We start from the raw sequence: 25,694 nt of genomic DNA, 5'->3' as shown, positions 1-25,694 counted from the left end.
ACGGAATCGCAAGTTCCTACGGCTATATTAATCTTACTCCTCTCTTTTGTTCTTTCTGATTTATAATCTAAAATTAAGAGATTGTAAACTTAAGACAGCTATAGTTCATTGCGGTTGAATTCCTAATCGGAATTCAACGCTTATTTGCTATCTTTCGGCTACGGCGGAAAGAATCCTGCGGATTTTTCCGCAACGAAATCATAGCCGAGACCGATGGAACACATTCGCCGATGGCGAACTTTAATCTACGCTGCTTCGCAGACAATGCATCTTAAAGTAAATGTGTTCCTTCTCAGGGTTAAACCAAATTACTAACAATCCCTTAACTAAGTAATCACCATCGACAGGCATCGAGCCCTAACGTGAGCCATCGTTGGTTAAAAGTAATTTGATCCTGCTTCTCGAATTCCCAATCTATTAAATTCCACAATTTATCCTTCGCTAACGCGAAGCGAATTGATAATCAATAATTAGAGATTATAAGGAAGAGCTTTTCTCTAATTATTGCTAAGGAATTTATTATCTTTTCACGCTTAAAACAGAAATACGTTTAACCCTGAGTTGGCATTAATACGGAACGAATTTTGATATTTCAATAAAATGTATTTACTTTGTAATAACATTTAAGAAATTATGGAAACATCAATAATCAAAATCGGAAATTCTAAAGGACTTCGTTTGAGCAAGACCATTCTGGAAAAATACAAAATAAAGGACAAGGTAGAACTCATCCTTGAAAAAGGACAAATAATTCTCAAACCAATCGATTCGCCTCGAAAGAATTGGGAAAAGGAATTTAAGAAAATGCGTGAAAACGGAGACGACAAATTGCTAATGAACGATGTATTCGATGACGAAAATCTTGGGGAATGGAATTAAAACAATACACAATCGTTCTTGTAAACCTTGACCCAACAATCGGTAGTGAAATAAAAAAGACAAGACCTTGTGTTATCGTTTCACCAAATGAAATGAATAAATATTTGAACACAATCGTACTTGCACCAATGACAACGAGCCTGAAAAAATATCCGACAAGGGTTTCAGTTAAACATAACGGAAAAAAGGGAATGATTGCAATCGACCAAATTCGGACAGTTGACAAAATAAGAATTATCCGAGTTTTTGAGAGTTTGACAAAATCGGAAATTGAAAAATGCAAAGAAGTAATAAAAGAAACCTTTGTGGACTAAAAAAATTACCAATGCCATCTCAGGGTTAAACCAAATTACTAACAATCCCTTAACTAAGTAATCACCATCGACGGGCATCGAGCCCTAACGTGAGCCATCGTGTGCTTAAAAGTAATTTGGCTCTGTTTCTCGAATTCCCAATCTATTAAATTCCACAATTTATCCTTCGCTAACGCGAAGCGAATTGATAATCAATAATTAGAGATTATAAGGAAGAGCTTTTCTCTAATTATTGCTAAGGAATTTATTATCTTTTCATGCTTAAAACAGAAATACGTTTAACCCTGAGTTGGCAATAATTTAGAAATGATTCATATTTGGTGTATATTTACATCAAATAATTAAATTATGTCGAGACAAAGTATATCTTTTACAAAACCAAATGATGAATGGTTAAAAGCCCAAGTAGACAATAAAGAATATTCTAGCAAAAGCGAATTAGTTAACGATTTGATTAGACAAGCAAGAAAACAGCAAGTTCAAATTGACTGGATTCGAGCTAAATTGGAAAAAGCTGAAAATAGCGGGTTTACGAATGACAGTAAGGAGAGTATTTTAGCCCAATCAAAGTCTATGATTAATGGCTAAATACAGATTGACCAACGAAGCGAAAAATGATTTGATTCGGATTCACCATTTCGGAGTCGAAAAATTTGGAATGACCCAAGCGGACAAATATTTTGAATCGTTTTTTGAATATTTCGACATTATTTCCGAGCGACCTTTTTCCTTTGAATCTGTGGATTACATAAAAAAGGGATATAGACGTTGCGTATGTGGAGTTGACAGTATTTACTACAGAATCAATGATAACATTGTAGAAATAATGACAATCGTCGGAAGGCAGTATTTGAATACAAAACTATAACTGAATAAATAAAAAAACTGTTGCCAACAACGGCTATCCCCTAGCGGCAACTGAATCGGTAATTGGAAAGTTTTTGCTACTTTTAGACCAAACAACAAAACACGGAACTGAACATCTCGGCGGCTCCGAGGCTATCTTATTCGTACGTGGCGTTTTACGCCACTGCCGCTTGCTTCGCAAGCAAGCTTCCGAAACAGCCGCCCAACGCCGCCAGAGGGATAGCCAGGACCGATGGAACACATTCGCCGATGGCGAACTTTAATCTACGCTGCTTCGCAGACAATGCATCTTAAAGTAAATGTGTTCCATCTCAGGGTTAAACCAAATTACTAAAAATCCCTTAACTAAGTAATCACCATCAATATATGAGAACAACTACCGTCCTTTTTCCTCTTTTGATAATCCTATTTTTTTGCTGTCAAACGGATAAGAAAGAAAGAAACAAGAAAACCAAAACTGAAAATAGTACTTCCAATGACTATCAGGATTTAGTTTCGTTGTTCAAAGAATGGAGAAGTTTTGAAACGCCTCCAGAGCACGAAGGTTCACCCGATTATCGTAAAGCTACATTCACTCAGCGAATACCTGCTTTCAATCAATTAAGAGCGCGCCATGCTGCCATTGACACTTCGGGCTGGTCTATCCCCAATAAAGTGGATTGGATGGTCATCTGGGCAGAGATGAACGGTTTTGATTTTAACTATCGCGTACTTAAGCCATGGGAACGTGACCCTGCTTTCTACAAGACCATATGGACCTACAAGAGTGATGTACCGGCGCATGAAGGCCCCACTAATCATAGCACCTTGGAATTGTGGACTTATGAATTTCCGCTAAGCACTGCAGAACGTAAAAGAATGCTCAATGATCTGGCCGTTATACCATCATTGAACAAACAAGCCAAAACTAATCTAACAGGGAATGCTAGAGACCTCTGGATCACGGGTATTAGAGATATCAAGGAGCAATCTGAAGTACTCGAGGACATGAAAAATGCTGCAGGTGTGCGTGCTGATGAAACCATGATATCCGCTATTGAAAAAGCCCAAACGTCTACCAATGAATTAGTAAAATGGTTGGAAGCCCAATCCGATAAGAAAACCGGTCCTTCAGGTATAGGCAAGGAGAATTATACCTTGTATATGCAAAATGTGCATTTGGTTCCGCTTACTTGGGAAGACGAGGTGATGATTCTTAAAAGAGAATTGGCTCGTGCATGGTCGGCTTTGAAATTGGAAGAACATCGCAATCGTAATCTCCCCCAATTAATCGCCGCAGATTCTCCAGAACGTTATGATGCCCTTGCCAATCGTGCAGCCAAAAGCTTCATCAGTTTCCTAGAGAATGAAGCTATTTTAACGGTCAAGGATTATTTTGAGCCTGCTTTAAGAGAGCACTTAGGTACATTTGTTCCAGAGGAAACAAGAAACTTTTTTTATATCACTTCGCATTATGATCCTCGCCCATTGTTTTCTCACTTTTATCATTGGTTTGAACTGGCTAGAATGGAAAATGAGCCTAATCCAAGTGAGATTAGAAAAGGGCCACTGTTGTACAATATCTTCGATTCTAGGAATGAGGGTACTGCCACTGCTGTGGAAGAAATGTTTATGGATGCTGGCTTATATGATGATGATCCTAGAGTGCGTGAGATTGTCTACATTATGATAGCACAAAGGGCTGCAAGAGGATTAGGTTCCCTCTATGCACATGCCAATGAAATGACTATGGAAGAGGCTGGCGGTATACATTCTGAATATACGCCTAGAGGTTGGATGAAAACGGAAAAAGAGTTATTGATATTTGAGCAGCACTTGTATTTAAGACAGCCGGGTTACGGTACAAGCTATATCACAGGGAAATACTTGCTGGAAGCCGCTATGGCAGAATATGCGCGTAGCAAAGAGCAGCAGGGAGAGGCATTTAAACTCAGTGATTTTTTTGATAGCATCAATTGTATTGGTAATATCCCTGTAGTGTTAACGCAGTGGGAAATGACTGGTAATGCTGACCATATGATCATGATGAAGTAATTCGATATTAGATAATTTTTGAAACAAACGCATGAACTATATTTCTTTTTGGCAAAGATGGGCAATAACAGTCCTTTTAATAGTGATAACCGGAACCGTTACAGCACAGGAAACAGCGCTCACCATTGATGCTATTTTTGCATCACCAAAACTAACAGGGACAACGCCGTCAAAACCGGTATGGGCACCAAACAGCGAGCGCTTTGCTTTCTCTTGGAGTAAGCCAGGAACTTCAGGGCGTGGCCTCTGGGTATCCTCAAAGGCGGGGAATGAGGTACGCCTCATATCCAATACGGAATCTGCGCCAGTGCGCGATATCGTCTGGGCAAATAAGAATACAATCATCAGTCTCCGTGGTAAAAATCTATGGCAGACAAAGTTGCGTCAAGGCGAAGACTCGGAATTGATGACTGTAACGGAAGGCGCACATAACCTGTCTATTTCACCAAATGGAAATCATTTGGCATATATAAGCAATGGTGATTTGTGGCTTGCTGACTTAAAAACCAAACAAAATCGGCAGCTTACCAAGATTGGGATTGCAAGTCTATCTAATTTAGGAAAGGGCCGCTATAGCAGACCTGAACGTGAAATTGGTCCAGGTATTTGGAGTGGTCCAACCTATAAGTGGGCTCTAGATGGGAAGAAAATTGTTTTTCATTCTGTTAATAGACGTGAGATGCAAAAGGTACCATTCCCTAATTATCTCGCTACCGAAACCAACCCTAATGAAGTACGCAGAAGTTACCCAGGCGATCCCAACGAGATACGTAGGGTTGGCCTGCTCCATATAGAAAGCGGAGAAATCACTTATTTAGATTTGCCAGAACCAAGCGCTAATCAGATTATCGATTTTAACTGGTCATCAAGTGGTTCGTTGCTGATTGATGTAGCTTCTGATACTGCAGTGGAACGTAAACTTTTCGTTGTAACTCCTAATGAATCCAAACCCCGTGAGATTTGGAAAGGAGTACGCGAGAGTCGTATGTACACCTCGTTTGGGTCTACCTGGCATCCAGATGGGCGGCAGGTTATTTTTTTGAGCGATATGGGTGATAGGTATGGGCTTTATACGATCGACCCATCAAAATCTAAAAGGAGTCCACAACTCCTGACAGACCCCTCTTTTGATGTACTATCCGCTCCAATGAGTGCTGCTGATTGGCTATTTTATACAGGGAACGGCGTTAATCCTTACGAACAGCACGTGTATCGCCTGAATATGTCAGGTGGCAAACCTGAGCAGATGACGCGTTTAGCAGGCCAAAATGTTGGTTATCCTTCACCAGATGGCCAAAACTTGATAGTCTTGCATAGTAATGACATAGCACCTCCTGAGCTTTACGCAATAAATAGCAAGGGTGGCAAAGCCAAGCGAGTGACCCATTCTCCATTACGAGCGTTCACAGAGAAAACCTGGACAAGTGCAGCATACGTTACTTTTCCCAGTCTTGTAGATGACTACACGCTGCATGCCCGGATTCTAAAACCTGACAACATGAAGCCTGGCAAAAAGTATCCAGTAGTTTTTGGTCCCGTATATTCCAATACAGCTAGGAACCGTTGGGCCGGTAATTACAGCCTTGTACAGCAACTACTAGTCAAGAAAGGGTATATTGTTGTGCAGGTAGATTCTCGAGGTAGTAACGGTTATGGTAGAGCATTTCGGGAAGAGTTTTTGTTGGGCTTTGCGGACCAGGACATAGAAGATTATGCAAGTGCGGTTGCCTACCTAGAGTCTCTAGATTACGTAGACCCCAATCGTATTGGAATCTGGGGCAGTAGTTATGGTGGTACACTCGCCGTTTATTCGCTGTTGATGAAGCCGGGCTTATTCCAGGTAGGTGTTGCGGCGGCGGCGGCTGTTGACCCGGTGTTCTTTGGTACGGACGATGTTGCGATTGTTCGTACCCCACAAACACACCCTGAGGTCTTCGAAAGAAAAGCACTCAACTATGCAGCAAACCTGGAGGATAAACTCCTGTTCATCCATGGCATGCAAGATCATGTGGTACCTTTCAAAACAACAGCCGTGTTAGCTGAAGAACTGATTAAACAGGGCAAAGACTTCGACTTTGCATTTGCACCGGGTGCGACGCATGGATGGAGCCGTGAGCAGCATTACGATCGCTACCTATTTGGTAAACTAATCGAATACTTCGACCGATATCTAGCCGAGCCATCTGAGTAGATATTTGTAGGTGTCTTGTTACCAGACGTTGGGGAACACGAACTAAAGGTTTGTTGAAATACCCTTCTGAAATTTTTACAATAGAGTTATAGGTTTTGATGGTATTTTCACAATACGGTTTAACCTGCATTATTTTCACAAAGTTAGGAATGCTTATAGTCAATGAATTTTCAACTAAATTAGTTTAAAAGAATAAAAGATTTGAACAAAAAAGTAGTTGAATTAATAAATAAATGACGAAAGGCTAACAATGTGTATAATTCATTGCTTCTGATTTTCCTTTCGGAAAATCCAGCGGATTTTCTTATTGTTAGTTCCTATTTTAGTAAGTTAGTTATATAGAAACCATATAAGTAGGTTGAGATATCTCCGCATGTTTATCAAAAAGTATGTAGAAAAGGTTCATAAAGGTGCTGCTAAAGGTGCCGACTTGAAAAGTTGGTGATATTGATTTTTTTGTTTATCTATAGATGTTTTATTAATAAATAGAATAAAATTTTCCATATCAAGGTAAACTTAGAATCAAGTTATGAGAGAGATATATAAAATTTAAACTGGAAAATAAGATCAAACATTATAAAACTATAACCATGAGAAACATTCTTTTTTTACTTATAATTTTAACTATTGCCTGTAAAAACTCACAAACTAAAAATGTAAATGACCTGGTTGTAACTAAACATCTAGATTCTCTAGCTAAAGCTCAAGACTATTTTAAATTAAGACAAAGCCTTAATTCTAAAAAGAGCCTAATATCAAAAGAGCTATGTCTTTATTACGAAGCCATTGTTTTAAATCTGTTCAATGATTTATCTAAATCAAACTCTAAAATAGAAGAGTTGCTGAGTATAGAACCGCTAAGTTTAACAGACACCATGTTAAACAAATTATACTATACTAAAATTTTAAATCATATAAACCTGTATGAATATAAACAGGCTAAAGAGGTTAGTGAACTTATTTTAAAAAACTATAGCCATTTAAATGATTCTTCAAAAGTTCAAATGTTAGAAAACGAACTGAATATCTGGAAATCTTTAGAAAATATACCTACTCAAGAAATTGAAAAAAATTCTGATGTTTCATTTCCGATGACAAAAGATAAAGTAGGGCTTTTTAATATTGATGTATCAATCAATCACCAAAATAAGCATTATATTTTTGATACAGGAGCAAATATTTCTGTCATAAAGAGATCTCTTGTTAAGGAGCTAGGGCTAACGTATATAGAATCTGATTTTTATGTTACGGCATTCACAGGAGAAAAAGTAGATAGTGATTTGGCTATCGCTAATGAGTTGATGATTGGGGATCTCACTTTTAAAAATGTTGTGTTTTTAGTTTTAGATGATGAGGATATTTCCTTTCCTCAAATAGAATACTACATAAATGGTATTATTGGTTTTCCTGTAATTGAAGCTATGGATGAAGTGCGCATTTCAAAAAACAATACCATTTTTACCCCAAAAGATCCAATAGATTACAAACAAGAAAACTTTGCTTTAGATGGTCTTACGCCAATAATAGCAATTAATTATAAAAAAGATACTTTAAGTTTTAGTTTTGATACAGGTGCTAGAACCACTTCTTTGTATGCTCCCTTTTACAGAAAATATCAAGATACTATTGAAAAGAACTATACACCTCAAGCATTAAAATCAGGAAGCGCCGGTGGCATTGTTGAATTTGATGGGTTTTTATTAGATAGTCTAGTATTGTCTGTAGGTAATTCTAGTGCTAGCCTAAAAAGTATACGAGTTCACAAAAATGATATCAAAGGAGACGTTAGTAACTTTTACGGAAACTTAGGTCAAGACTTTATAAAACAGTTTGACGAGATGATAATAAGTTTTAAGTATGGTTCTGTAGTTTTTAAATAAAAGTGATGCAAAAAAATCAATATATACTTTCTATTAAGAAAATAACGTTTCAGGTTCTATAGTCATTATGGGAAATCTAAGTGATATCTATTACCGAATCTATTACCTGTTTTATTTTGTAAATTAGTGACTAAACCGTTGGTTAATTAAAAATGAACATTCCTATTTCATTAATATTGTTTAGGCTATTATTAGCGCCTGTTATTTTATGTTTAGCCTATTTCATAGGAGAAAATGCTAAAATAATTATTGTAGTTCTAATGTATTTGGGACTTATATCTGACATATTAGATGGCATCATAGCAAGAAAGCTAAGTATATCTTCGGCTAAAATAAGGCGAATGGATAGTCAAACCGATATGATATTTTGGTTATCGATGGGGTTTGCAACTTGGATACTCTACCCTAAATTAATTTCCGATAATTCTGTTTATATCTGGACAATTCTCGGGATGGAAATGAGTTGTTACATTATAAGTTTAGTAAAATTCAAAAGGGAAACTTGCACACACGCTTTTCTTTCAAAATTATGGGGAATTACTTTATTAATTGCCTTTACTTCGTTAATAGGATTTAACTATGCAGGAATTCCTTTCAATTTAGCTATTATTATGGGCTTGATATCTCATATTGATAGAATTTTAATAACCCTGATTTTACCCAAATGGACTCATGACATACCAAGTACATATCACGCTTATTTAATAAGAAAAGGAATTGATTTTAAGCGGAATGAATATTTAAATGGATAAAACAAGTTTTGTTAATACCGGCTATAGTTAATTGCTTCTGAATTTCCTCTCGGATAGTCCATGCAATTTTGCTATCTTCTGTTTAAGTTGAAAACTCATAACGGATTTTGCTGCGCTCGTGTCACGCAACAAAACCATAACCAAACAAAATCTATAAAACCGAAATGTGAATGAACAAAACAATATTTAAGATTACAAAAATGGACTGCCCCTCTGAGGAAAATCTAATCCGAATGAAATTGGACGGAATCTCAAGTATTGTGAATTTGGTCTTTGACATTCCCAACCGAAAACTGACCGTTTTTCACAGCGGACAAATCGACCAAATCGAAAAGTCGGTTCTCGAACTGAATTTAGGCGGAAAGAAAATCTCGACTGAACAAACCGACCAAACTGAATTTAAAGAAAACGCAGACCAGAAAAAACTACTCTGGACAGTACTTGGAATAAATCTCTCCTTTTTCTTAATTGAAATAACAACCGGAATAATCTCAAAATCAATGGGATTAGTTGCGGACAGTTTGGACATGCTTGCGGACAGTTTTGTCTATGGAATTAGTCTTTTTGCGGTTGGTGGAACTTTAACAAAGAAAAAGCGAATTGCTAAACTTGCTGGATACGTTCAAATAATACTAGCAATAATAGGATTTATAGAGGTTTTTAAGAGATTCTTCGGAGAGGAGAAACTTCCTAACTTTTCAACAATGATTGTCGTTTCGGCTTTCGCTCTTATAGGTAATGGGATTTGTCTTTACATTTTACAAAAGTCAAAAAACAAAAAAGAGGCACACATGAAAGCGATTATGATTTTTACGTCTAATGATGTGATTATCAATTTGGGGGTGATAATAGCAGGTGTTTTGGTAAATTGGTTAAATTCAAGCAAACCTGATTTGATTATTGGAACAATCGTTTTTGTTTTGGTTACTCAAGGAGCATTTAGAATATTAAAACTGAGTAAATAAAAATACTTAACAAAACATACAACTGAGTTAAAAAACAAGTAATTTTAAGCTAATTTGGTAACAAAATTCTCGGTGTAAGGCAATTCATTTTTTCTATTCCAAATACCTGTTTCAATAGCTTATTTAACACCTCCTGTACTTAAAGGGGTTTATTCAATAACTTAGCACAAAAAATTAAAATTTTAGGATGTGAATCATAACCTATAGAAACTAAAAACATATAAGCTAGCTAAAAACATTTTTGACATTATTTAGTATACAGAGGTGTTCTCTTTGCCAAAAATTTCAAAGTTATCTTGTAGGCATCATCAGATTGCCAAAAGGATTCGTGATCCTTGCTAAAAATATTCTCGCCCTTATCATTATAAACGTTCATAGTAATTGTAGTTCTGTAATTTTTGATAGAGGTGCTAGATCTGCTAGTACTAATATTTGTACCAGAATTATCAAACAATTTACCAACAAACGTTTTTGCCGGTTTTTTGTCGTTTTTTTGGATATTAGTATTAGATGCCGAATAACTTGAAACACTTGTTTCTTCTAAAGAAACCAAACCTTGCACAACAAATTCAACTCCTAGTATATCACATAACTCTCCCATAGAGTAATTTTCTTCATCCTCAGCTCCAATACCTGCTTTACCAAGCAATCTGTTGGTAGTCATTGGGTCTTGAAAATTTAAGACCCCCTTGTGAGTATTAAATATTGAATAGGTTTCCTGTTGAATCTTTTTAGACATAGCACTAGAGCCATTGTCTTTATTTTTTAAAAAAGCAAAGGGTAAAATCGCCACTTTATTGTGATGATCTGCTAAACTAGAAGATTCATTATAAAATTCAACGCGCCCAGATGAAAAGGTAATTTTTGCAATTTTGATCTTGGGTACTTTATACTCAATAGTTTCATCTTTGTAGATAAAATTAATACTTGTTTCGCCAATGGCTATGACTTTTCCAATCATTTCAGTACCATCAATTTTTAAAACTATATCATTTTGTGCTATAATGTTGTCTGTAAATACTGTTACAAATAAAAAAGCTAAGAAAATTTGAATTAATAGTTTCATTTCAATAAATACTTTATTTTAAGCAAAGTACAAAAACTGATTTAAAATACAATAGATTGAATTAAAATACCATATAAAATTGCTATTGTGCATTGCTTATGACCTTCCGCTTGTAAATCTTATCATGCTTACTATCTTCTTTTAAAGGCAAGGAAAGTAAACTTTTAATATTGAAATCATTTTTTCTAAAATTTCGCTCATAGAATATGATTCTCTTACGATTCTAAAACAAAAGCTTTTTCTTTAAACTTTTATTTTGGAATAGCACATTACCAATAGATTATTTATAATTTCCTTATTTTTGACAAAAAATTCTAAAGTCCACTCTGTGCCTAAATAATAAAAATAAATGACAGAAAAATTCAATTCAAAATATCCAGATATTCCATATTTAAGAGAACGTGCTAAAAAAAGAATACCCAAATTTGCTTTTGAATATTTAGATGGTGGTTGTAATTCTGAAATTAATTTACACAGAAACACTAAAGAAATTAGAGATGTTCAACTTAAACCATACTATTTAAGAGACTACAAAGGAGCATCTTTAGAAACTACTTTGTTTGATAAAACATATAGCGCTCCGTTTGGAATTGCCCCTATAGGTTTACAAGGTTTAATGTGGCCAAAAGCCTCTGAGATTTTAGCTAAAGCTGCTTTTGAACATAACATTCCTTTTATTCTCAGTACTGTGGGTACGGCTAGTATTGAAACCATTGCCGATATAACTGAAGGTAATGCCTGGTTTCAGCTATATTATCCTGTGGAAGCCAGACTAAGAAACGACATTATACAGAGAGCTGCTGATGCTAATTATCCCGTTTTGGTATTATTATCTGATACTCCTACGTTTGGCTATCGCTCCAAAGAGATTATAAACGGACTTTCTATTCCTCCAAAAATGACGGTTCAAAATATGATTCAAATTCTTTCTAGACCTACATGGGCCTTTAATACATTAATGGCTGGTCAGCCTGAATTTAAAACGTTAAAACCTTACCTGCCTAAAGGATTAAGTCTAAAACATTTAGGTTTATTTATGAATAAAACTTTTAATGGTCGATTAACCCCAGAGCGTATTAAGCCAATAAGAGATAAATGGAAAGGTAAATTAGTCATTAAAGGTATAACCAACGATGAAGATGTAGAAAAAGCCATAGCCTTAGGTTTAGACGGAATTATAGTCTCTAATCATGGTGGAAGACAGTTAGATAGAGGAGAATCTACCATAAAACCACTGACCCATATTGCCCAAAAATATAAAGATAAAATTACTGTAATGATGGATAGTGGTATCCGCACGGGCCCAGATATTGCTGCCACCATGGCTTCTGGTGCCGATTTCACCTTTTTAGGTCGTTCTTTCATGTATGGAGTGGCCGCTTTAGGAAAACAAGGAGGAGACCATACCATTAACATCTTAAAAAGACAACTTGGTCAAGTTATGGAACAAGTAAGTTGCGAGAAGATAAAAAACTTCCCTGATTACAAGTTGTAAAAATTAACATTAGAAACAAGTTCTAACAAAAGTTTTAATTCACAGTTTCTTAAGTTCCTACCTAATTCTGAAAATCGTCACTGATGTTCATGACGTTGCTTTTGTTTTTTTGTAAGTTAGTGACAATATTGATTTGCTAACTACAGGTGTTCATCTAATAAATAAAAAATGAAAGAAAGGAAATTAGGTAACAATGGATTTCAAACAAGCGAAATAGGCCTTGGTTGCTGGCAATTGGGTGGAGATTGGGGTAATAAAATAAATAAAACCCAAGCTAGGAAAATTCTTGAAAAAGCCATTAATAATGGTATTAATTTCTTTGATACTGCTGATGTTTATGGAGATGGTAGAAGTGAAGAAGTGATTGGAGAATTTATTCAACAATCGAATATCGATGTAAAAGTTGCCACAAAGTTTGGCCGTAATGCCAATGTGTATCCAAACAATTATAGTGAACAAGCACTTAGAAAATCTGTTGATAATTCCAGAAAACGACTTAACAAAGACTGTATTGACCTATTACAGTTACATTGTATACCAACAGAGGAATTAAAAAAAGGAGCTATTTTTGATTGGCTAAGAACCTTAAAAAACGAGGGGAAAATAGCGCATTTTGGCGCTAGTGTTGAAAGTGTTAATCAAGGTTTGATATGTTTGGAACAAGAAGGGCTTCAATCACTTCAGGTTATTTACAATATTTTCAGACAAAAATTAACTCATGAGCTACTGCCATGTGCCTACAAAAAAGGGGTAGGAATTATTGTGCGTTTACCTTTGGCTAGTGGGTTGCTTTCAGGTAAATTTACAAGCCAAACAGAGTTCAAAGAAAATGACCATAGAAATTTTAACCGTAATGGAGAAGCCTTTAATGTGGGAGAAACTTTTGCAGGACTTCCATTCAAAATTGGTGTACAACTATCGGATGAATTAAAAGCATTTTGTCCAGAAAATCTGTCTATATTGGAAATGTCATTACGCTGGATATTAGATCACAAAGAGGTAACAACAATTATTCCTGGAGCAAGTTCAACAAAGCAGGTTATAGAAAATTCTAAAATAAGTAATTTACCATCGCTTTCTAGCCAGTTAATGAAACAACTAGAAGACTTTTATCATAATAAGATTCACAGTCATATTAGGGGGGTTTACTAATAAATGTAGCTACCAGAATCATATTATAAGTCTATTTTAATACATGTCGGATGATGCTTACAATCACTTCACAGGAAATGAAAGATGTGCTTTATGCACTCTTTAAAAAGTATGAGTTTACTGAAAGTAAAGCACATCTCTTAGCCGATGTTTTTACACAGAATACCCTATACGGCGTAAATTCTCATGGAATCAACCGCGTTCCCTTTTTCATTGAAACGGTTAAAAAAGGCATAGTAAAAATAGATAAAGAAGCCAAAAAAGTAGAAGCCTTTGGGAGCATAGAAAGATGGGACGGCCATCAAGGACCTGGAATTATTAATGCCATTACATGTACTAACAGGGCAATAGCCTTAGCAAAAAAAAGCGGAATGGGACTTGTTGCTCTTAGAAATACCAATCATTGGATGAGAGGAGGCTATTACGGCTGGCAAGCCGCCAATGAAAATTGTATTGGCATTCTTTTTACCAATACACAACCCAATATGCCAGCATGGGGTGGTAAGGAAAGTCGTATTGGAAATAATCCTTTTATAGTTTCTATTCCAAGAAAAGAAGGTCATATTGTATTAGATATGGCGCTTTCTCAATTTTCTTTTGGTAAAATAAATAACTATAAATTAAAGGGTGAACAACTGCCTTATCATGGTGGTTGGGATGAAAACCATAAGCTCTCGCGAAACCCAGAAGAAATTCTTAAAACAGAGCAAGGACTGCCTATTGGCTACTGGAAAGGATCTGCTTTTTCTATAGTTCTTGATATGATAGCAACTTTACTATCGGCAGGAAACTCTACTTACAGAATTGGATTAAACAATTATGAAACCGCCATTTCACAAATCTATCTTTGTATTTGTCCTGAGATATTTCCTGATAAAGAATTACAACAGGCACTCATAAATGAAATTATCAATTACACACATGATGCTACACCCACTGATAATGGAAACAGAACCTATTACCCTGGAGAACGATCAGCAAACGCCAAAAAATACAACACAAAAAATGGAATGAATGTCAATACAGAAATTTGGAAAAAAGTACTTTCTTTATTAAAAGAAGAATAATATCTAAAGAAATAACAGACCTTTTATTAGAATAATAAACCAAAAATAGCTTGTCATTTTTTATTGTTATAATTAAAATCGCAAGACTCTAAAAATTGCTGTACCATTTTTCTTTTTTATACATAATCGTTTTAGCTACACGCTCTCTATTATTAAGCCTTAAATGGGTTTTGTCTGTATGTCTGCTTCGGTAACCCAACAAATGGAAAATAGCTTTGGCATAAAACTTAGTAACTTTTAAGTTTACTTTTAATATCCCTTCTTTTCTGTTTAACCAAGAGATTCCAGGTAACAATACAAGCAAGTTATCAACTCTTATTCGTCTTAAAAATGCCGATAACCTTAAAAAAAATGGTTTAATGGTTCTTATGATAAAAAAACCTTCGCTACCTTGTTTTTGATAGAGTGGCATAAAAATAATACCATTGCGTTTTGAAAACACATTGGCGCCATTGCTAACCGCTAAAGGAACTCCTTTTTTTATGGTCTGGAAACTTTTGAAACCATTTAACATTTTAAACTCTTCATTCTTTTCTATTTTATGTAAATAAATAACCTCTAAAAAACTTTGTTGATTTTCAGATTGAGTTTTCAATAAGTTAAAACAATCTATAAAATCTACATCATCCTTTTTCAAAACACCAGCAACAACTAAGGCCATTTTTAAAAAAGCCACACTATTGGTAATAGCTTGGGCTTCGACATGTTGACCAGATTCAAAACCTAAAGACACATAACCCAATTGGTTTACATAACTTAATAAAGGCCCTATTAAATACTCCTCTATACCCAATACAATAGGTACTGGAAAATGTTTTGAGAACTTTCTGTTTATCAAAGCGTCATTTATGGTAATAAAGGGTAGTGTTTTACTAGAAGTTGTATGTAAATCAATAAAATAAAAAGGAGGGTTTCCTGTGACTATGATGTTATTTAAAATATCTAATAAAGCCACAAGTTCTTCTTCATCAGCGCTTAAATTACTCTTTTGTTTTATAGATACTATATTTTCAGGTGTCCAAAGGCGATTTAGATCGGTGTCAATAAAACGCTGATTTTGTTTAAGTGCTTTTAGGTTTCCTGAAATAGCATAAACGGTGCCGTTTATTTTTTTTGGCTTGATTGTTTTTAAAATAGCTTTAGAAGCAAAAACACCAGCAGTTTCATTTCCGTGAATACCTGCAAAAACTACAAAAGTAGGACCCTGTTTATCACCAAACGCCTTCCCTATAAATCTTTCAACTTGTATGGTTTCATTCAATGCTTTACTATAGATATCTAACATTCCATTAAAAATCATTTAAAGTAATTAAACCTATTAATTCTCCTTGATTAACAACAGGTAAACTACCAATACCATGTTGTTCCATTAAAGCTTTAGCCTCTTTAGCAGGTGTATATTCTTCAGTAGTTATGATATCGGTTTTCATAACACTACCAACACTACTGTTTAATTTTTTGGGTATTTCCAAATAATCTTTAACATCATTCCAACTAATGAGGCCTATTAGTTTTCTATTACCGTCTATAACTGGCATATGATGTATATTTTTCCATTTCATGATATTTAAAACCAATTCTACACTGTCTTTTTTCCTTACTGAAAAAATATCGCTACTCATAATATGTTTAACAACACGTTGATCTTTAAATCGAGATTCTGTACTATGATGCAACATACCCCAGGTGGACACCGGATATCCTTTTTGTTGTTTTTCATACATACTGGCCGTTAACACTTGCATAGCTTCATAACGCTTGTGGTTTTTGAGTAAACTCCTGTAATTTCTAGTTATCCATTCTGAGCCATTATTATTATGTACTCTATTTTTAATAATTTTTAGATAATACTCTGCATCTTGAGGCAAAATACCAACTTTATATAAGCCTTTGTATGCCATTGGTAATAGTTCATTTACAATTAAATCGAAACTAGAAACATATTTTCCGTCCCAATAAAACTGTGTAGCCATACCATATCGGGCTGCATTAAAGAAATTAGTTTTCACGTCCTTAAAATCCCATTGATCATGAATGTTTTCATATTTTTTTGGTTTTCCAAGCATAACACCAACCCAAAACATAAGATTTGCTATTTCGTCTTTTATAGTTGGCCCAGACGGAATATATCTGTTCTCTATTCTCAAGTTTGGCTTACCGTCCATAACACCATAGCAAACTCTATTCCAAGGGTATACCGTGCTATTATGAATCCCTAAAGCTCTTAATTTGGGCACTTCGCCCCTATTCAGCATTTCAATACTATCTTTAATAAAACCTGTGGTCATAAAGCTTCTAAATCTTGAAATGTTGTCCTTAAATATATCTGTTATAGATCCTGTTTGCCAACGGTTACCAAAACTAACTCTAGATTGTTTTTCATTTAATAAAAAAGAATTGGCTCTGGTATCAACACTTTGAGTAAATAAGGCTATTCTAGTTTCCATCCAAAGCTCTTGTCCAAATAATAGTGGAGAATTGGTACAAGCGCTCAATATAGGGCCTGAAATGGCTTGTGCCCAATTATAATTGTCTATAAAATTATTAGGCCCCACTTGTAGATGCATTTGAAAACTAGTGTTACATCCTTCTAGCATAACAGAATCACTTAATAAATTGAGTTCATCTACACCTTTTATATGAATATCAAAGTTTTGGCGTCTATGACTCTTTAAGGCATTGTTTAAAACAGCATAACGTTCTACTTCGGTCATGTTTTGTTCATCGGCATTTTTTACAGTTAATGAGGGTAAAATACCTGTTAGAATTATATTAATACCTTTTTTTGACGCTTCTTCTCCAGCTTTTTCTAGTAATGACTTTAGCTGATTATACATTTTAGAAAAACAATCCCCTTTTAAATCTTGAGCATCTAAATTAATTTCTAAGTTATAGTTGCCTATTTCGGTTGTAAAATGATCATCATTAATAGCTTCTAAAAGTTCTAGTGATTTATTTTCTGGTAAAAACTGTTCATTTACCAAACAAAACTCTTGCTCGGCTCCTACCCTTAGGGAGCCTTCTTCTATTAATCCTCTTTCAATCATTAAATCTAGAGCCTTTATATCATTCAGTAAATGGTAAATATAATTAGCTCTATCTTTTTTGTTCTTTAGTTGTATAATATTAAAATCTCTCATGACACTGTATTTTAAAACGCTTTAACTAAGCTAAGTTAGCTCTGAAACACCTTTTAAACTATGACTTATATCATGACTAAGCAGTTGCCAATATATTCAGAAACATAAAATATTATAGCTTATAAAAACTCTAAAAGTCACTTTATATCTTAGTGGTTTTTATTTTTCTACCTTTGAATACTAAAATCAACCTAACTTGAATTTCACTTACGGTAAAAAAGAAAAACTTAAAAGCAAAAAGCTCATAAATCAATTGTTCGCAGAAGGGCAATCGGTGTCTAGTTATCCCTTACGGATGGTGTTTTTAGAAATGTCTTTTGAAGAGAATGTTGTAGCCAAAACAGGGGTTTCGGTAAGTAAAAAACATTTTAAAAATGCTGTGGATAGAAACCGCATAAAACGTTTACTAAGAGAATCTTATAGATTAAACAAACCCTTATTTTTTAACAACATTACAACACAATATGCGTTAATGATTTTGTACATTGGTAAAGAAAAACCCACTTTTAAACAAGTGGAAACTAAAATGAAGGTGTTGTTTGAAAACTTTTTAAACAAAATCTCATAATAAACATAAATCCCATGAAAAAAGTTCTCAAAAATAAATTTGTGCTACTAACAATGGCAGCAACCATTTTTTTTAGTACTACAGCTTTTAAAAACGACTTCTTTGAAATAGCCAAACAAATTGAAATATTCACTACCCTTTTCAAAGAACTCAATATGAATTATGTTGATGAAACCAACCCTGGAGACTTAATGGATACCGCTATTAAAAGTATGTTGGCAGACTTAGACCCCTATACCAACTTTATGAATGAGCAAGATGTGGAAGCTGCAAGAATAAACAATACTGGAGATTATACGGGTATAGGTGCAAAAGTGAAAACATTCAAAGATAAGTTGGTCATTGTGGAGCCTTATAAAGATTATCCCGCTGATAAAGCAGGATTAAAAGCTGGCGATGAGATACTAAAAGTAGGTAATATAAATATTGAAGATTATAAGGAAAATAGCGGCGACTTACTTAAAGGAACATCGGGCTCTAAGGTAGAAGTCACCTATAAACGCCAAGGAAAGATAGCAATTGCTACCATTGAAAGAGCTGAAGTTGAAATTAAAGCTGTACCCCATTTTTCTATGATTAATGATAAAACAGGATATATTGTTTTAAATAAATTTAATAATAAAGCCTATAAAGAAACTAATTATGCCTTGCGTGATTTAAAAGCTCAAGGCGCAGAACATATCATTTTAGATTTACGTGGAAACCCTGGAGGATTATTAAATGAAGCTATTAAAATTGTAAACCTATTTGTACCAAAAGGACAGTTGGTGGTAACCACAAAATCTAAAGTTAAAAAATATAACAAAACCTATTATACGCAAGGCGAACCTATAGATACCGAAATACCTTTAGTTGTTTTAATAGACGGTAATAGTGCTTCAGCCAGTGAAATTGTTTCTGGTTCTTTACAGGACCTTGACAGAGCCGTAATTGTAGGTTCACGTAGTTTTGGAAAAGGTTTGGTACAGCGCCCTAAGCCTCTTACTTATGGTACACAGGTTAAAATTACCATTTCACGATATTACACACCTTCAGGACGTTGTATTCAGTCACTAGATTATTGGAATAGAGATGAAAAAGGTGAAGCAGTTCGTGTAAAACAAGAAAATTATAATGAGTTTAAAACTAAAAACGGCCGAAAAGTGTTTGATGGTGGAGGGGTATATCCCGATGTTGTTTTTGAGGCTTCAAAAAATACAACCATTACCAATGCTATTTTAAACGACGATCTTATTTTCAACTTTGCTACATCGTATTATTACAACCATAAAATTAAAAATATTAATACCTTAAAAATGAATGATAGCGATTTTTCATCTTTTAAAAAATATTTAAAAGACAATAATTTTTCGTTTAAAACCAAAACTGAAACAGCGCTTTATAAAGCTTTTGAAACCGCTACAAAAGAGGAATTAAATGATAATATTGAAAACGATTTTAATACCTTAATTTCAAACTTAAATAATTCAAAAGTAGATGTGATTGCGGAAAACAAAACATTTTTATTGGAACTTTTAACAGAGGAAATTGTAAAAAGATATGTGTATAGAGAAGGGTTGTATGAGTATTATAAAATTCATGATCAAAAAATAAAAAAAGCTACAGAAATACTTGATAACCCATCTACATATAGTAGTTATTTAAAGTAATATTAAATTGAAAATACAGTTCTAATATTAATAATTCCTTAAAAATAGTATCTTTATATACTCGTTTTTTATCCCTATGAACAAATTATTTGTTTTATCATTTATGCTTCTAGCAAGTATGTTGGTTTTAGCTCAAAAAAACCTAACTCATGAAGTTTATTTCGACACCGATAAATATGACGTTCCACCAACCGAAGAAAGTAGGTTATTACTCTTTATTTCAAGCTTGAATGAAGTTGAAATAAAGTCTATTGCCATTTTTGGTTTTTGTGATGATGTAGGGGCACCGTCCTATAATTTAAAACTATCCCAACAACGCGCCAATGCTATAAAAACTATTTTCTCGGAAAATGAGATTAGTGAAAGTTTAATTACACATGTTGATGGAAAAGGTGAGATTCTATTAAAAATAGTTGAAGAAAAAAATATTAATAAGATTCGTGGTTTAAATCGTAAAGTTGAGATTATTGTAAACCCCAACCCTCCCATTCTTCCTGAAAAAGAAGAAGCACCCAAAGTTGTTGAAAATAAGAAAGATGTTCCAAAACAAATAAAAGGAAAACTAAACGTTGGCGATAAGATTGTTTTTGAAAATATCTTGTTTAAAACAGGTTATGCAACTGTTTCTCAAGAGTCTAGAAAAGATTTAGAATCTATAGCTAAAGCCTTAGTTGAGCGAGATGATATTTACTTTACTATTCAAGGGCATGTGTGTTGTACCCAGTTTAGCAGAGATGCGGTTGATAGGAAAACCAAAAAGAGAAATCTTTCTGAGGCTAGAGCAAAATATATTTATGAGTATTTTGCAAAAAAAGGAGTCAACAAAAAAAGAATGCGATATATGGGTATGCGTAGAAAATTTCCATTAGGTGGCGACCCAAAATATGATAGACGCGTTGAAATATTAATAACTTATGTTGGTGGTGATTAAATTTACTTAATCATAGCAACATGCAGAATATTATCTTCTAAATACTCCGGTCCAGTGGCTATAAAACCTAAATTATTATAAAAATGCTTGAGATAAACCTGAGCAGATATTTTAATTTTATTTACATTATAATAAGCATTAATAGCTTTTATTGAGGCTTTCATTATATCATAACCATATTTATTTTGGCGTTGATTTTTAGCTACCACTACCCTACCAATACTAGCCAATTCAAAATAGTCTCCAGGTTTGAAGATACGTGTATAAGCAACCAAAACATCATCTTTAAAACCTAAAATATGCATTGCTTTTTTATCTTTATCATCAATATCTTGATAAACACAATCTTGCTCTACTACAAATACTTCGCTTCTTAATTGCAATAAATCATAAAGTTCTAGGGTAGTTAATTCTGAAAATGGTTTTGTTTTAATTTTTAACATAAATGATTAACTGATAAATTAAAACAAGTTCTTTATGTAAAATAAATAGTTTATCAATCTTGAACAATTACATCTTTAGCATCTACTTTACCAAACTCCGGTTGAATATTAACGTGGTTAATTTTATATTTTTTAAAAACCAAAACTTCTATCTCTTGTAAAATATCATCAAATTGAGATAAAGTAATATCCTTGTTAAAATCTATATGTGCTTCAAAATGAACTTCATCTTCATTTAATTGCCAAATATGAACATGGTGTATATTTTTAATAGAATCAAAATTATTGATTTCATTTACTATTTCCTTAACCGGAATATTATCTGGTGTAAAAAGCATAAGTACTTTTGTAGATTGTTTTAAAAGATCAAAACCCATCCAAATTAAGTATAATGCTATTAACAAAGTAAGTACACTATCTACCCAAAATACTTGATAGTACTTCATTAATAAACCACCTATTAAAACTGCCACACTTGCCATCATATCAGTAAATAAGTGGAGATAAGCACTTTTAATATTCATATTTAACTCAGAGTCCTTTCTTAATAATAACACACTAAAACCATTACCAAGGATAGCTATAGTAGATAACCAAATTACCAGATTAGACTTTATTTCTTGCGGATTAGAAAAACGTTCAACGGCTTCCATTATTAATAAAATAGCAATAACTATTAAAGAGACTGCATTTATAAAAGCTGCTAAAATTTCAGCGCGTTTGTAACCAAATGTTTTTTGTAAAGAGGCTTTTTTTCCTACTAATTTATTAGCACCATAACTTATTATAAGTGAAATTACATCACTAAAATTATGAAGTGCATCACTTAAGAGAGATAAACTGCCCGATAGAAGACCACCTATTACTTGAGCTGTAGTTATTATAATGTTTAAAAAAATAGATATAAGAAGATTTCTACCTTTTAAACTTGTATGATTATGGGTATGTGCGTGACTCATTTAACAAGATAAAGGGATTTTATCTATTCTTTTTTTATGACGCCCACCTTCAAATTCGGTATTCAAAAAGGTCTCAACCATTTGAATAGCTTGTTGTATAGCAGTAAATCTTGCGGGAATACATAATACATTAGCATTATTATGTCCTCTAACTAATTCTACTATTTCTTTATTCCAACATAAACCTGCGCGTATTTTTTGGTGTTTATTAGCAGTCATAGCCACCCCATTAGCACTACCACAAATTAAAATACCATAAATAGATTTTCCAGTCTCAACATCCTCAGCAACAGGATGTACGAAATCAGCATAATCTACACTATTATTAGCATTAGTGCCATGATTTATTACCGTAATACCTTTAGATTTTAAAAAATCTATAATAGCTAATTTATATTCTGTTCCAGCATGGTCGTTTCCAATTGAAATAGTCATAATTTACTTTATGTTTTATACTTTTAACAAAGGTAGTAATATTAAACATTGTGAACGGTGTTATTAATTACTTGTTAATAACTGTTCATTATTTTCTAAAAAATAAAATTGCAAAATTGGCTAATTTTTACAATTCATAACATTCACATAACATCCAAATAAGTTTATGTAAATTTTTAGTTAAGTTATCAGTAATAAAATGTATAATTATAAGCTATGTTAATTTAAATAGTTATTAAAAAAATCTTGTTTAATTAGAATATAAACAATTGTTGATAGTGTAATAAAAGTGCTTAAAAAATAATAAGTTACCTATATTTAAAGCTGTTAATTTCTTATCAATAAACAACTATAAAATACATTTCAAAATAAAACTAAAAAAAGTTATCAGCCTTATTAACATACTATAATAACCATCATTTTATTTTTAAAATTTTTAAAAGAATATAGTATTATGATATATAATGTTTATAACCTTTATTTTCTAAATTTAGCATAAAGAAAATATGTTTAATATTAAAAGTGTAGTTTTGTGTAAAATAAATAGCTAATCTTCTCCTATAAACAATGCTATTTTATAACATAATTTCCAGTAACATTGGAAATACAAATGATTACAAAAATTAAATGAGTAAAAAGAAAAAAGGGAAATCCAGAAAAAAAGGTATTTCTAACTTAACTAATACAATCTTAAGTATATTAAAGAAAGATAGAAACCAAGCCTTTAACTATAAACAAATAGCTGCAAAACTAGGAGTTAATGATGCAAGTAGTAGAAATCAAATTATAAAAACTTTAGCCAAACTTACTGCAAAACAAGAAATACAACAAGTAGATAGAGGTAAGTTTAAAGCTATCATAAATACTGAATATCATACTGGTATTTTAGATTTATCTACTAAAGGATCTGGTTATGTTATATGTGATGATTTTGATGAAGATGTATTTATAGCATCAAACAACATAAATAAGGCACTAAGTGGAGATGAAGTAGAATTTTACGTATACAAACGTAGAAAACGAGGGAAAATAGAAGGAGAAATTACTAATGTTATAAAGAGAGAAAAAAGCGAATATGTTGGTGTTATTCAAATTAATAAGAATTCTAGCTATGCTTTTGTAATACCAGACAGTAATAAAATGTACAAAGATATTTTTGTGCCTATAAATAAAACTCTTAAAGCCGAAGATGGAGATAAGGTTTTAGTAAAACTTGAAGATTGGCCAGAAAAAGCTGATTCTCCTTACGGAAAGGTTATTAAGGTTTTAGGTAAACCAGGTGAACATAATACCGAGATTCATGCGATACTTTCTGAATATGGTTTACCTTATGAATTTCCAAATCAAGTTGAAGAGTGTGCTAATAAATTAGATACTTCTATAACTAATCAGGAAATTGCTAAGCGTAGAGATATGCGAAAGGACTTAACTTTTACAATTGACCCTAAAGATGCTAAAGATTTTGATGATGCCCTATCATTTACTGTATTAGAAAATGGTTTGTATGAAATAGGAATTCATATTGCAGATGTATCGCATTATGTAAAAGAAGGAACAATTTTAGATGATGAAGCTTTCGAGCGTGCTACTTCTGTATATTTAGTTGATAGAGTGGTACCTATGTTACCAGAAGTACTCTCTAATAATGCTTGCTCTCTAAGGCCACATGAAGAAAAATATACCTTTTCTGCTGTTTTTAAAATTAATAATCATGCAGAAGTAAAAGAGCAATGGTTTGGTAGAACTGTAACGTATAGCGATGCTCGTTTTGCTTATGAAGAAGCTCAAGCTATTATTGAACAAAATAATTCAGTTATTCCTTTAAAGGAAGGAATCTATAATATTGATGAAATAAACACTCAAATACCCGAAGAAGTATCGTTAACTGGTAAAACATACAAAACAGATCCTAAAATTGCTCAAGCTATTTTAAAAATCAATGGCTTAGCAAAAATTATGCGAAAAAAACGCATGAAAAATGGTGCTCTTTCTTTTGATAAAGTAGAGGTTAAATTTAATTTAGATCAAGATAATAATCCAGAAGGTGTTTATTTTAAAACCAGCAAAGATGCTAATAAACTTATAGAAGAGTTTATGTTGTTAGCTAATAAAAAAGTAGCTGAATTTATAGGTAAACAAAATCCAAAAAAGACATTTGTATATCGTGTTCATGATGAACCAGATGTTAGTAAATTAGCTTCACTTCAAAACATTGTATCAAAATTTGGTTATAAACTTAATTTCAAGGATAAAAAATCTACCTCAGCATCATTAAACAGTTTATTATCTGATGTTGTTGGAAAAAAAGAGCAAAATCTTGTAGATACTTTAACTATTAGAAGTATGAGTAAGGCTGAATATACCACTCATAACATAGGTCATTATGGGTTAGCTTTTGATTATTATTCACATTTTACCTCACCTATTCGTCGTTATCCTGATGTGATGGCACATAGATTATTACAACATTATTTAGATGGTGGAAAATCTGTAAATGAAGAAGTTTATGAAGAGAAGTGCAAACATTCTAGTAATATGGAGTATTTAGCCACTAAAGCAGAACGAGATTCTATAAAATATATGCAAATTCGTTTTATGGAAGATCATAAAGACCAAGAGTTTTTAGGTGTAATCTCAGGAGTAACAGATTGGGGAATTTACGTTGAAATTATTTCTAATAAATGTGAAGGTATGGTGAGTATTCGTGATATTACAGGTGATCATTACGTGTTTGATGAAAGTCAGTTTGCTTTAGTTGGAAGACACTCTAAAAATATGTATCAATTGGGTGATGAAGTGGTTGTAAAAGTAAAAAACACCGATTTAATTAAAAAGCATTTAGACTTTCATTTAGTTAGTAAAGCTGAAGATTGAGTGTAACATTTTATAAAAAATACTAACTTATTA

Annotated in this window: 22 protein-coding genes; 16 read left to right on the top strand and 6 right to left on the bottom strand. The window is 33.2% G+C overall.

What is annotated here, in order from left to right:
* Positions 1–633: 633 nt before the first annotated feature.
* From DFQ02_RS07550 to DFQ02_RS07510, 9 genes are all read left to right on the top strand, one after another.
* The gene (locus DFQ02_RS07550; RefSeq protein ID WP_116523804.1) at positions 634–879 is read left to right on the top strand and encodes an AbrB/MazE/SpoVT family DNA-binding domain-containing protein; all 246 of its coding nucleotides are present in this window, start codon (positions 634–636) and stop codon (positions 877–879) included.
* Positions 870–1,193 carry a type II toxin-antitoxin system PemK/MazF family toxin gene (locus DFQ02_RS07545; RefSeq protein WP_116523803.1) on the top strand — a complete coding sequence of 108 codons (324 nt, stop codon included), beginning with the start codon at positions 870–872 and terminating at the stop codon, positions 1,191–1,193. The genes DFQ02_RS07550 and DFQ02_RS07545 overlap by 10 nt, the downstream gene beginning before the upstream one ends.
* Positions 1,194–1,541: 348 nt before the next feature.
* Positions 1,542–1,781, top strand: coding sequence for a ribbon-helix-helix domain-containing protein (locus DFQ02_RS07540; RefSeq protein ID WP_116523802.1), 240 nt, complete (start codon positions 1,542–1,544; stop codon positions 1,779–1,781).
* Positions 1,774–2,061 carry a type II toxin-antitoxin system RelE/ParE family toxin gene (locus tag DFQ02_RS07535; RefSeq protein ID WP_116523801.1) on the top strand — a complete coding sequence of 96 codons (288 nt, stop codon included), beginning with the start codon at positions 1,774–1,776 and terminating at the stop codon, positions 2,059–2,061. The genes DFQ02_RS07540 and DFQ02_RS07535 overlap by 8 nt, the downstream gene beginning before the upstream one ends.
* 365 nt (positions 2,062–2,426) lie before the next feature.
* A complete protein-coding gene (locus DFQ02_RS07530; RefSeq protein ID WP_116523800.1) occupies positions 2,427–4,094 on the top strand; it encodes a DUF885 domain-containing protein in 1,668 nt (555 codons plus the stop codon).
* A 31-nt stretch (positions 4,095–4,125) separates the two neighbouring features.
* A complete protein-coding gene (locus DFQ02_RS07525; protein WP_116523799.1) occupies positions 4,126–6,285 on the top strand; it encodes a S9 family peptidase in 2,160 nt (719 codons plus the stop codon).
* A gap of 590 nt (positions 6,286–6,875) precedes the next feature.
* Positions 6,876–8,165, top strand: a complete 1,290-nt coding sequence (locus DFQ02_RS07520; RefSeq protein WP_116523798.1) for a retropepsin-like aspartic protease family protein — start codon at positions 6,876–6,878, stop codon at positions 8,163–8,165.
* A 152-nt stretch (positions 8,166–8,317) separates the two neighbouring features.
* Positions 8,318–8,917, top strand: coding sequence for a CDP-alcohol phosphatidyltransferase family protein (locus tag DFQ02_RS07515; protein WP_116523797.1), 600 nt, complete (start codon positions 8,318–8,320; stop codon positions 8,915–8,917).
* Between the two features lie 170 nt (positions 8,918–9,087).
* On the top strand, positions 9,088–9,882 hold the full coding sequence (locus DFQ02_RS07510) for a cation transporter (RefSeq protein ID WP_116523796.1): 795 nt from the start codon (positions 9,088–9,090) through the stop codon (positions 9,880–9,882).
* A gap of 247 nt (positions 9,883–10,129) precedes the next feature.
* Here DFQ02_RS07510 and DFQ02_RS07505 read toward each other — a convergent pair whose 3' ends face one another.
* Positions 10,130–10,948 carry a hypothetical protein gene (locus DFQ02_RS07505; protein ID WP_116523795.1) on the bottom strand — a complete coding sequence of 273 codons (819 nt, stop codon included), beginning with the start codon at positions 10,946–10,948 and terminating at the stop codon, positions 10,130–10,132.
* A gap of 349 nt (positions 10,949–11,297) precedes the next feature.
* Here DFQ02_RS07505 and DFQ02_RS07500 point away from each other — a divergent pair, with 349 nt between their 5' ends.
* The 3 genes from DFQ02_RS07500 (at position 11,298) to yiaK (ending at position 14,662) form a co-directional block, all read left to right on the top strand.
* Positions 11,298–12,443: an alpha-hydroxy acid oxidase gene (locus DFQ02_RS07500; RefSeq protein ID WP_116523794.1), complete on the top strand. Its 1,146-nt coding sequence runs from the start codon at positions 11,298–11,300 to the stop codon at positions 12,441–12,443.
* 168 nt (positions 12,444–12,611) lie between these two features.
* Entirely contained in the window at positions 12,612–13,595 is a 984-nt protein-coding gene (locus DFQ02_RS07495; RefSeq protein WP_116523793.1) for an aldo/keto reductase, read from the top strand.
* 50 nt (positions 13,596–13,645) lie between these two features.
* The gene (gene yiaK / locus DFQ02_RS07490; RefSeq protein WP_220340238.1) at positions 13,646–14,662 is read left to right on the top strand and encodes a 3-dehydro-L-gulonate 2-dehydrogenase; all 1,017 of its coding nucleotides are present in this window, start codon (positions 13,646–13,648) and stop codon (positions 14,660–14,662) included.
* Between the two features lie 88 nt (positions 14,663–14,750).
* Here yiaK and DFQ02_RS07485 read toward each other — a convergent pair whose 3' ends face one another.
* Together DFQ02_RS07485 and DFQ02_RS07480 are read right to left on the bottom strand one after the other, a co-directional pair.
* Positions 14,751–15,962, bottom strand: coding sequence for a succinylglutamate desuccinylase/aspartoacylase family protein (locus DFQ02_RS07485; RefSeq protein ID WP_245940220.1), 1,212 nt, complete (start codon positions 15,960–15,962; stop codon positions 14,751–14,753).
* Positions 15,952–17,802, bottom strand: coding sequence for a CBS domain-containing protein (locus DFQ02_RS07480; protein WP_116523792.1), 1,851 nt, complete (start codon positions 17,800–17,802; stop codon positions 15,952–15,954). The genes DFQ02_RS07485 and DFQ02_RS07480 overlap by 11 nt, the downstream gene beginning before the upstream one ends.
* A 196-nt stretch (positions 17,803–17,998) precedes the next feature.
* Between DFQ02_RS07480 and rnpA the strand changes: the two genes are divergently transcribed.
* The 3 genes from rnpA to DFQ02_RS07465 all read left to right on the top strand — a co-directional run bounded on the left by rnpA (position 17,999) and on the right by DFQ02_RS07465 (position 20,950).
* Positions 17,999–18,370, top strand: a complete 372-nt coding sequence (gene rnpA / locus DFQ02_RS07475; protein WP_116523791.1) for a ribonuclease P protein component — start codon at positions 17,999–18,001, stop codon at positions 18,368–18,370.
* 14 nt (positions 18,371–18,384) lie between these two features.
* Positions 18,385–20,019 (top strand): S41 family peptidase, encoded by a 1,635-nt coding sequence (locus DFQ02_RS07470; RefSeq protein ID WP_116523790.1) that lies wholly within the window; start codon positions 18,385–18,387, stop codon positions 20,017–20,019.
* Between the two features lie 76 nt (positions 20,020–20,095).
* On the top strand, positions 20,096–20,950 hold the full coding sequence (locus DFQ02_RS07465) for an OmpA family protein (RefSeq protein ID WP_116523789.1): 855 nt from the start codon (positions 20,096–20,098) through the stop codon (positions 20,948–20,950).
* A gap of 2 nt (positions 20,951–20,952) precedes the next feature.
* Here DFQ02_RS07465 and DFQ02_RS07460 read toward each other — a convergent pair whose 3' ends face one another.
* The 3 genes from DFQ02_RS07460 to rpiB are packed head-to-tail and all read right to left on the bottom strand — an operon-like array spanning position 20,953 to position 22,787.
* Positions 20,953–21,393 carry a GNAT family N-acetyltransferase gene (locus DFQ02_RS07460; protein WP_116523788.1) on the bottom strand — a complete coding sequence of 147 codons (441 nt, stop codon included), beginning with the start codon at positions 21,391–21,393 and terminating at the stop codon, positions 20,953–20,955.
* A 53-nt stretch (positions 21,394–21,446) separates the two neighbouring features.
* A complete protein-coding gene (locus DFQ02_RS07455) occupies positions 21,447–22,352 on the bottom strand; it encodes a cation diffusion facilitator family transporter (protein WP_116523787.1) in 906 nt (301 codons plus the stop codon).
* Complete coding sequence (gene rpiB / locus DFQ02_RS07450; protein WP_116523786.1) at positions 22,353–22,787, bottom strand: ribose 5-phosphate isomerase B; 435 nt, start codon at positions 22,785–22,787, stop codon at positions 22,353–22,355.
* Positions 22,788–23,414: 627 nt separating this feature from the next.
* Between rpiB and DFQ02_RS07445 the strand changes: the two genes are divergently transcribed.
* Complete coding sequence (locus tag DFQ02_RS07445) at positions 23,415–25,661, top strand: ribonuclease R family protein (RefSeq protein WP_116523785.1); 2,247 nt, start codon at positions 23,415–23,417, stop codon at positions 25,659–25,661.
* Positions 25,662–25,694 lie beyond the last annotated feature (33 nt).

The organism is Seonamhaeicola aphaedonensis (genome assembly GCF_003386195.1).
GTDB lineage: Bacteria > Bacteroidota > Bacteroidia > Flavobacteriales > Flavobacteriaceae > Seonamhaeicola > Seonamhaeicola aphaedonensis.
The sequence above is the reverse complement of the archived record's forward strand: the minus strand, read 5'-3'. Positions and strand labels throughout refer to the sequence as shown.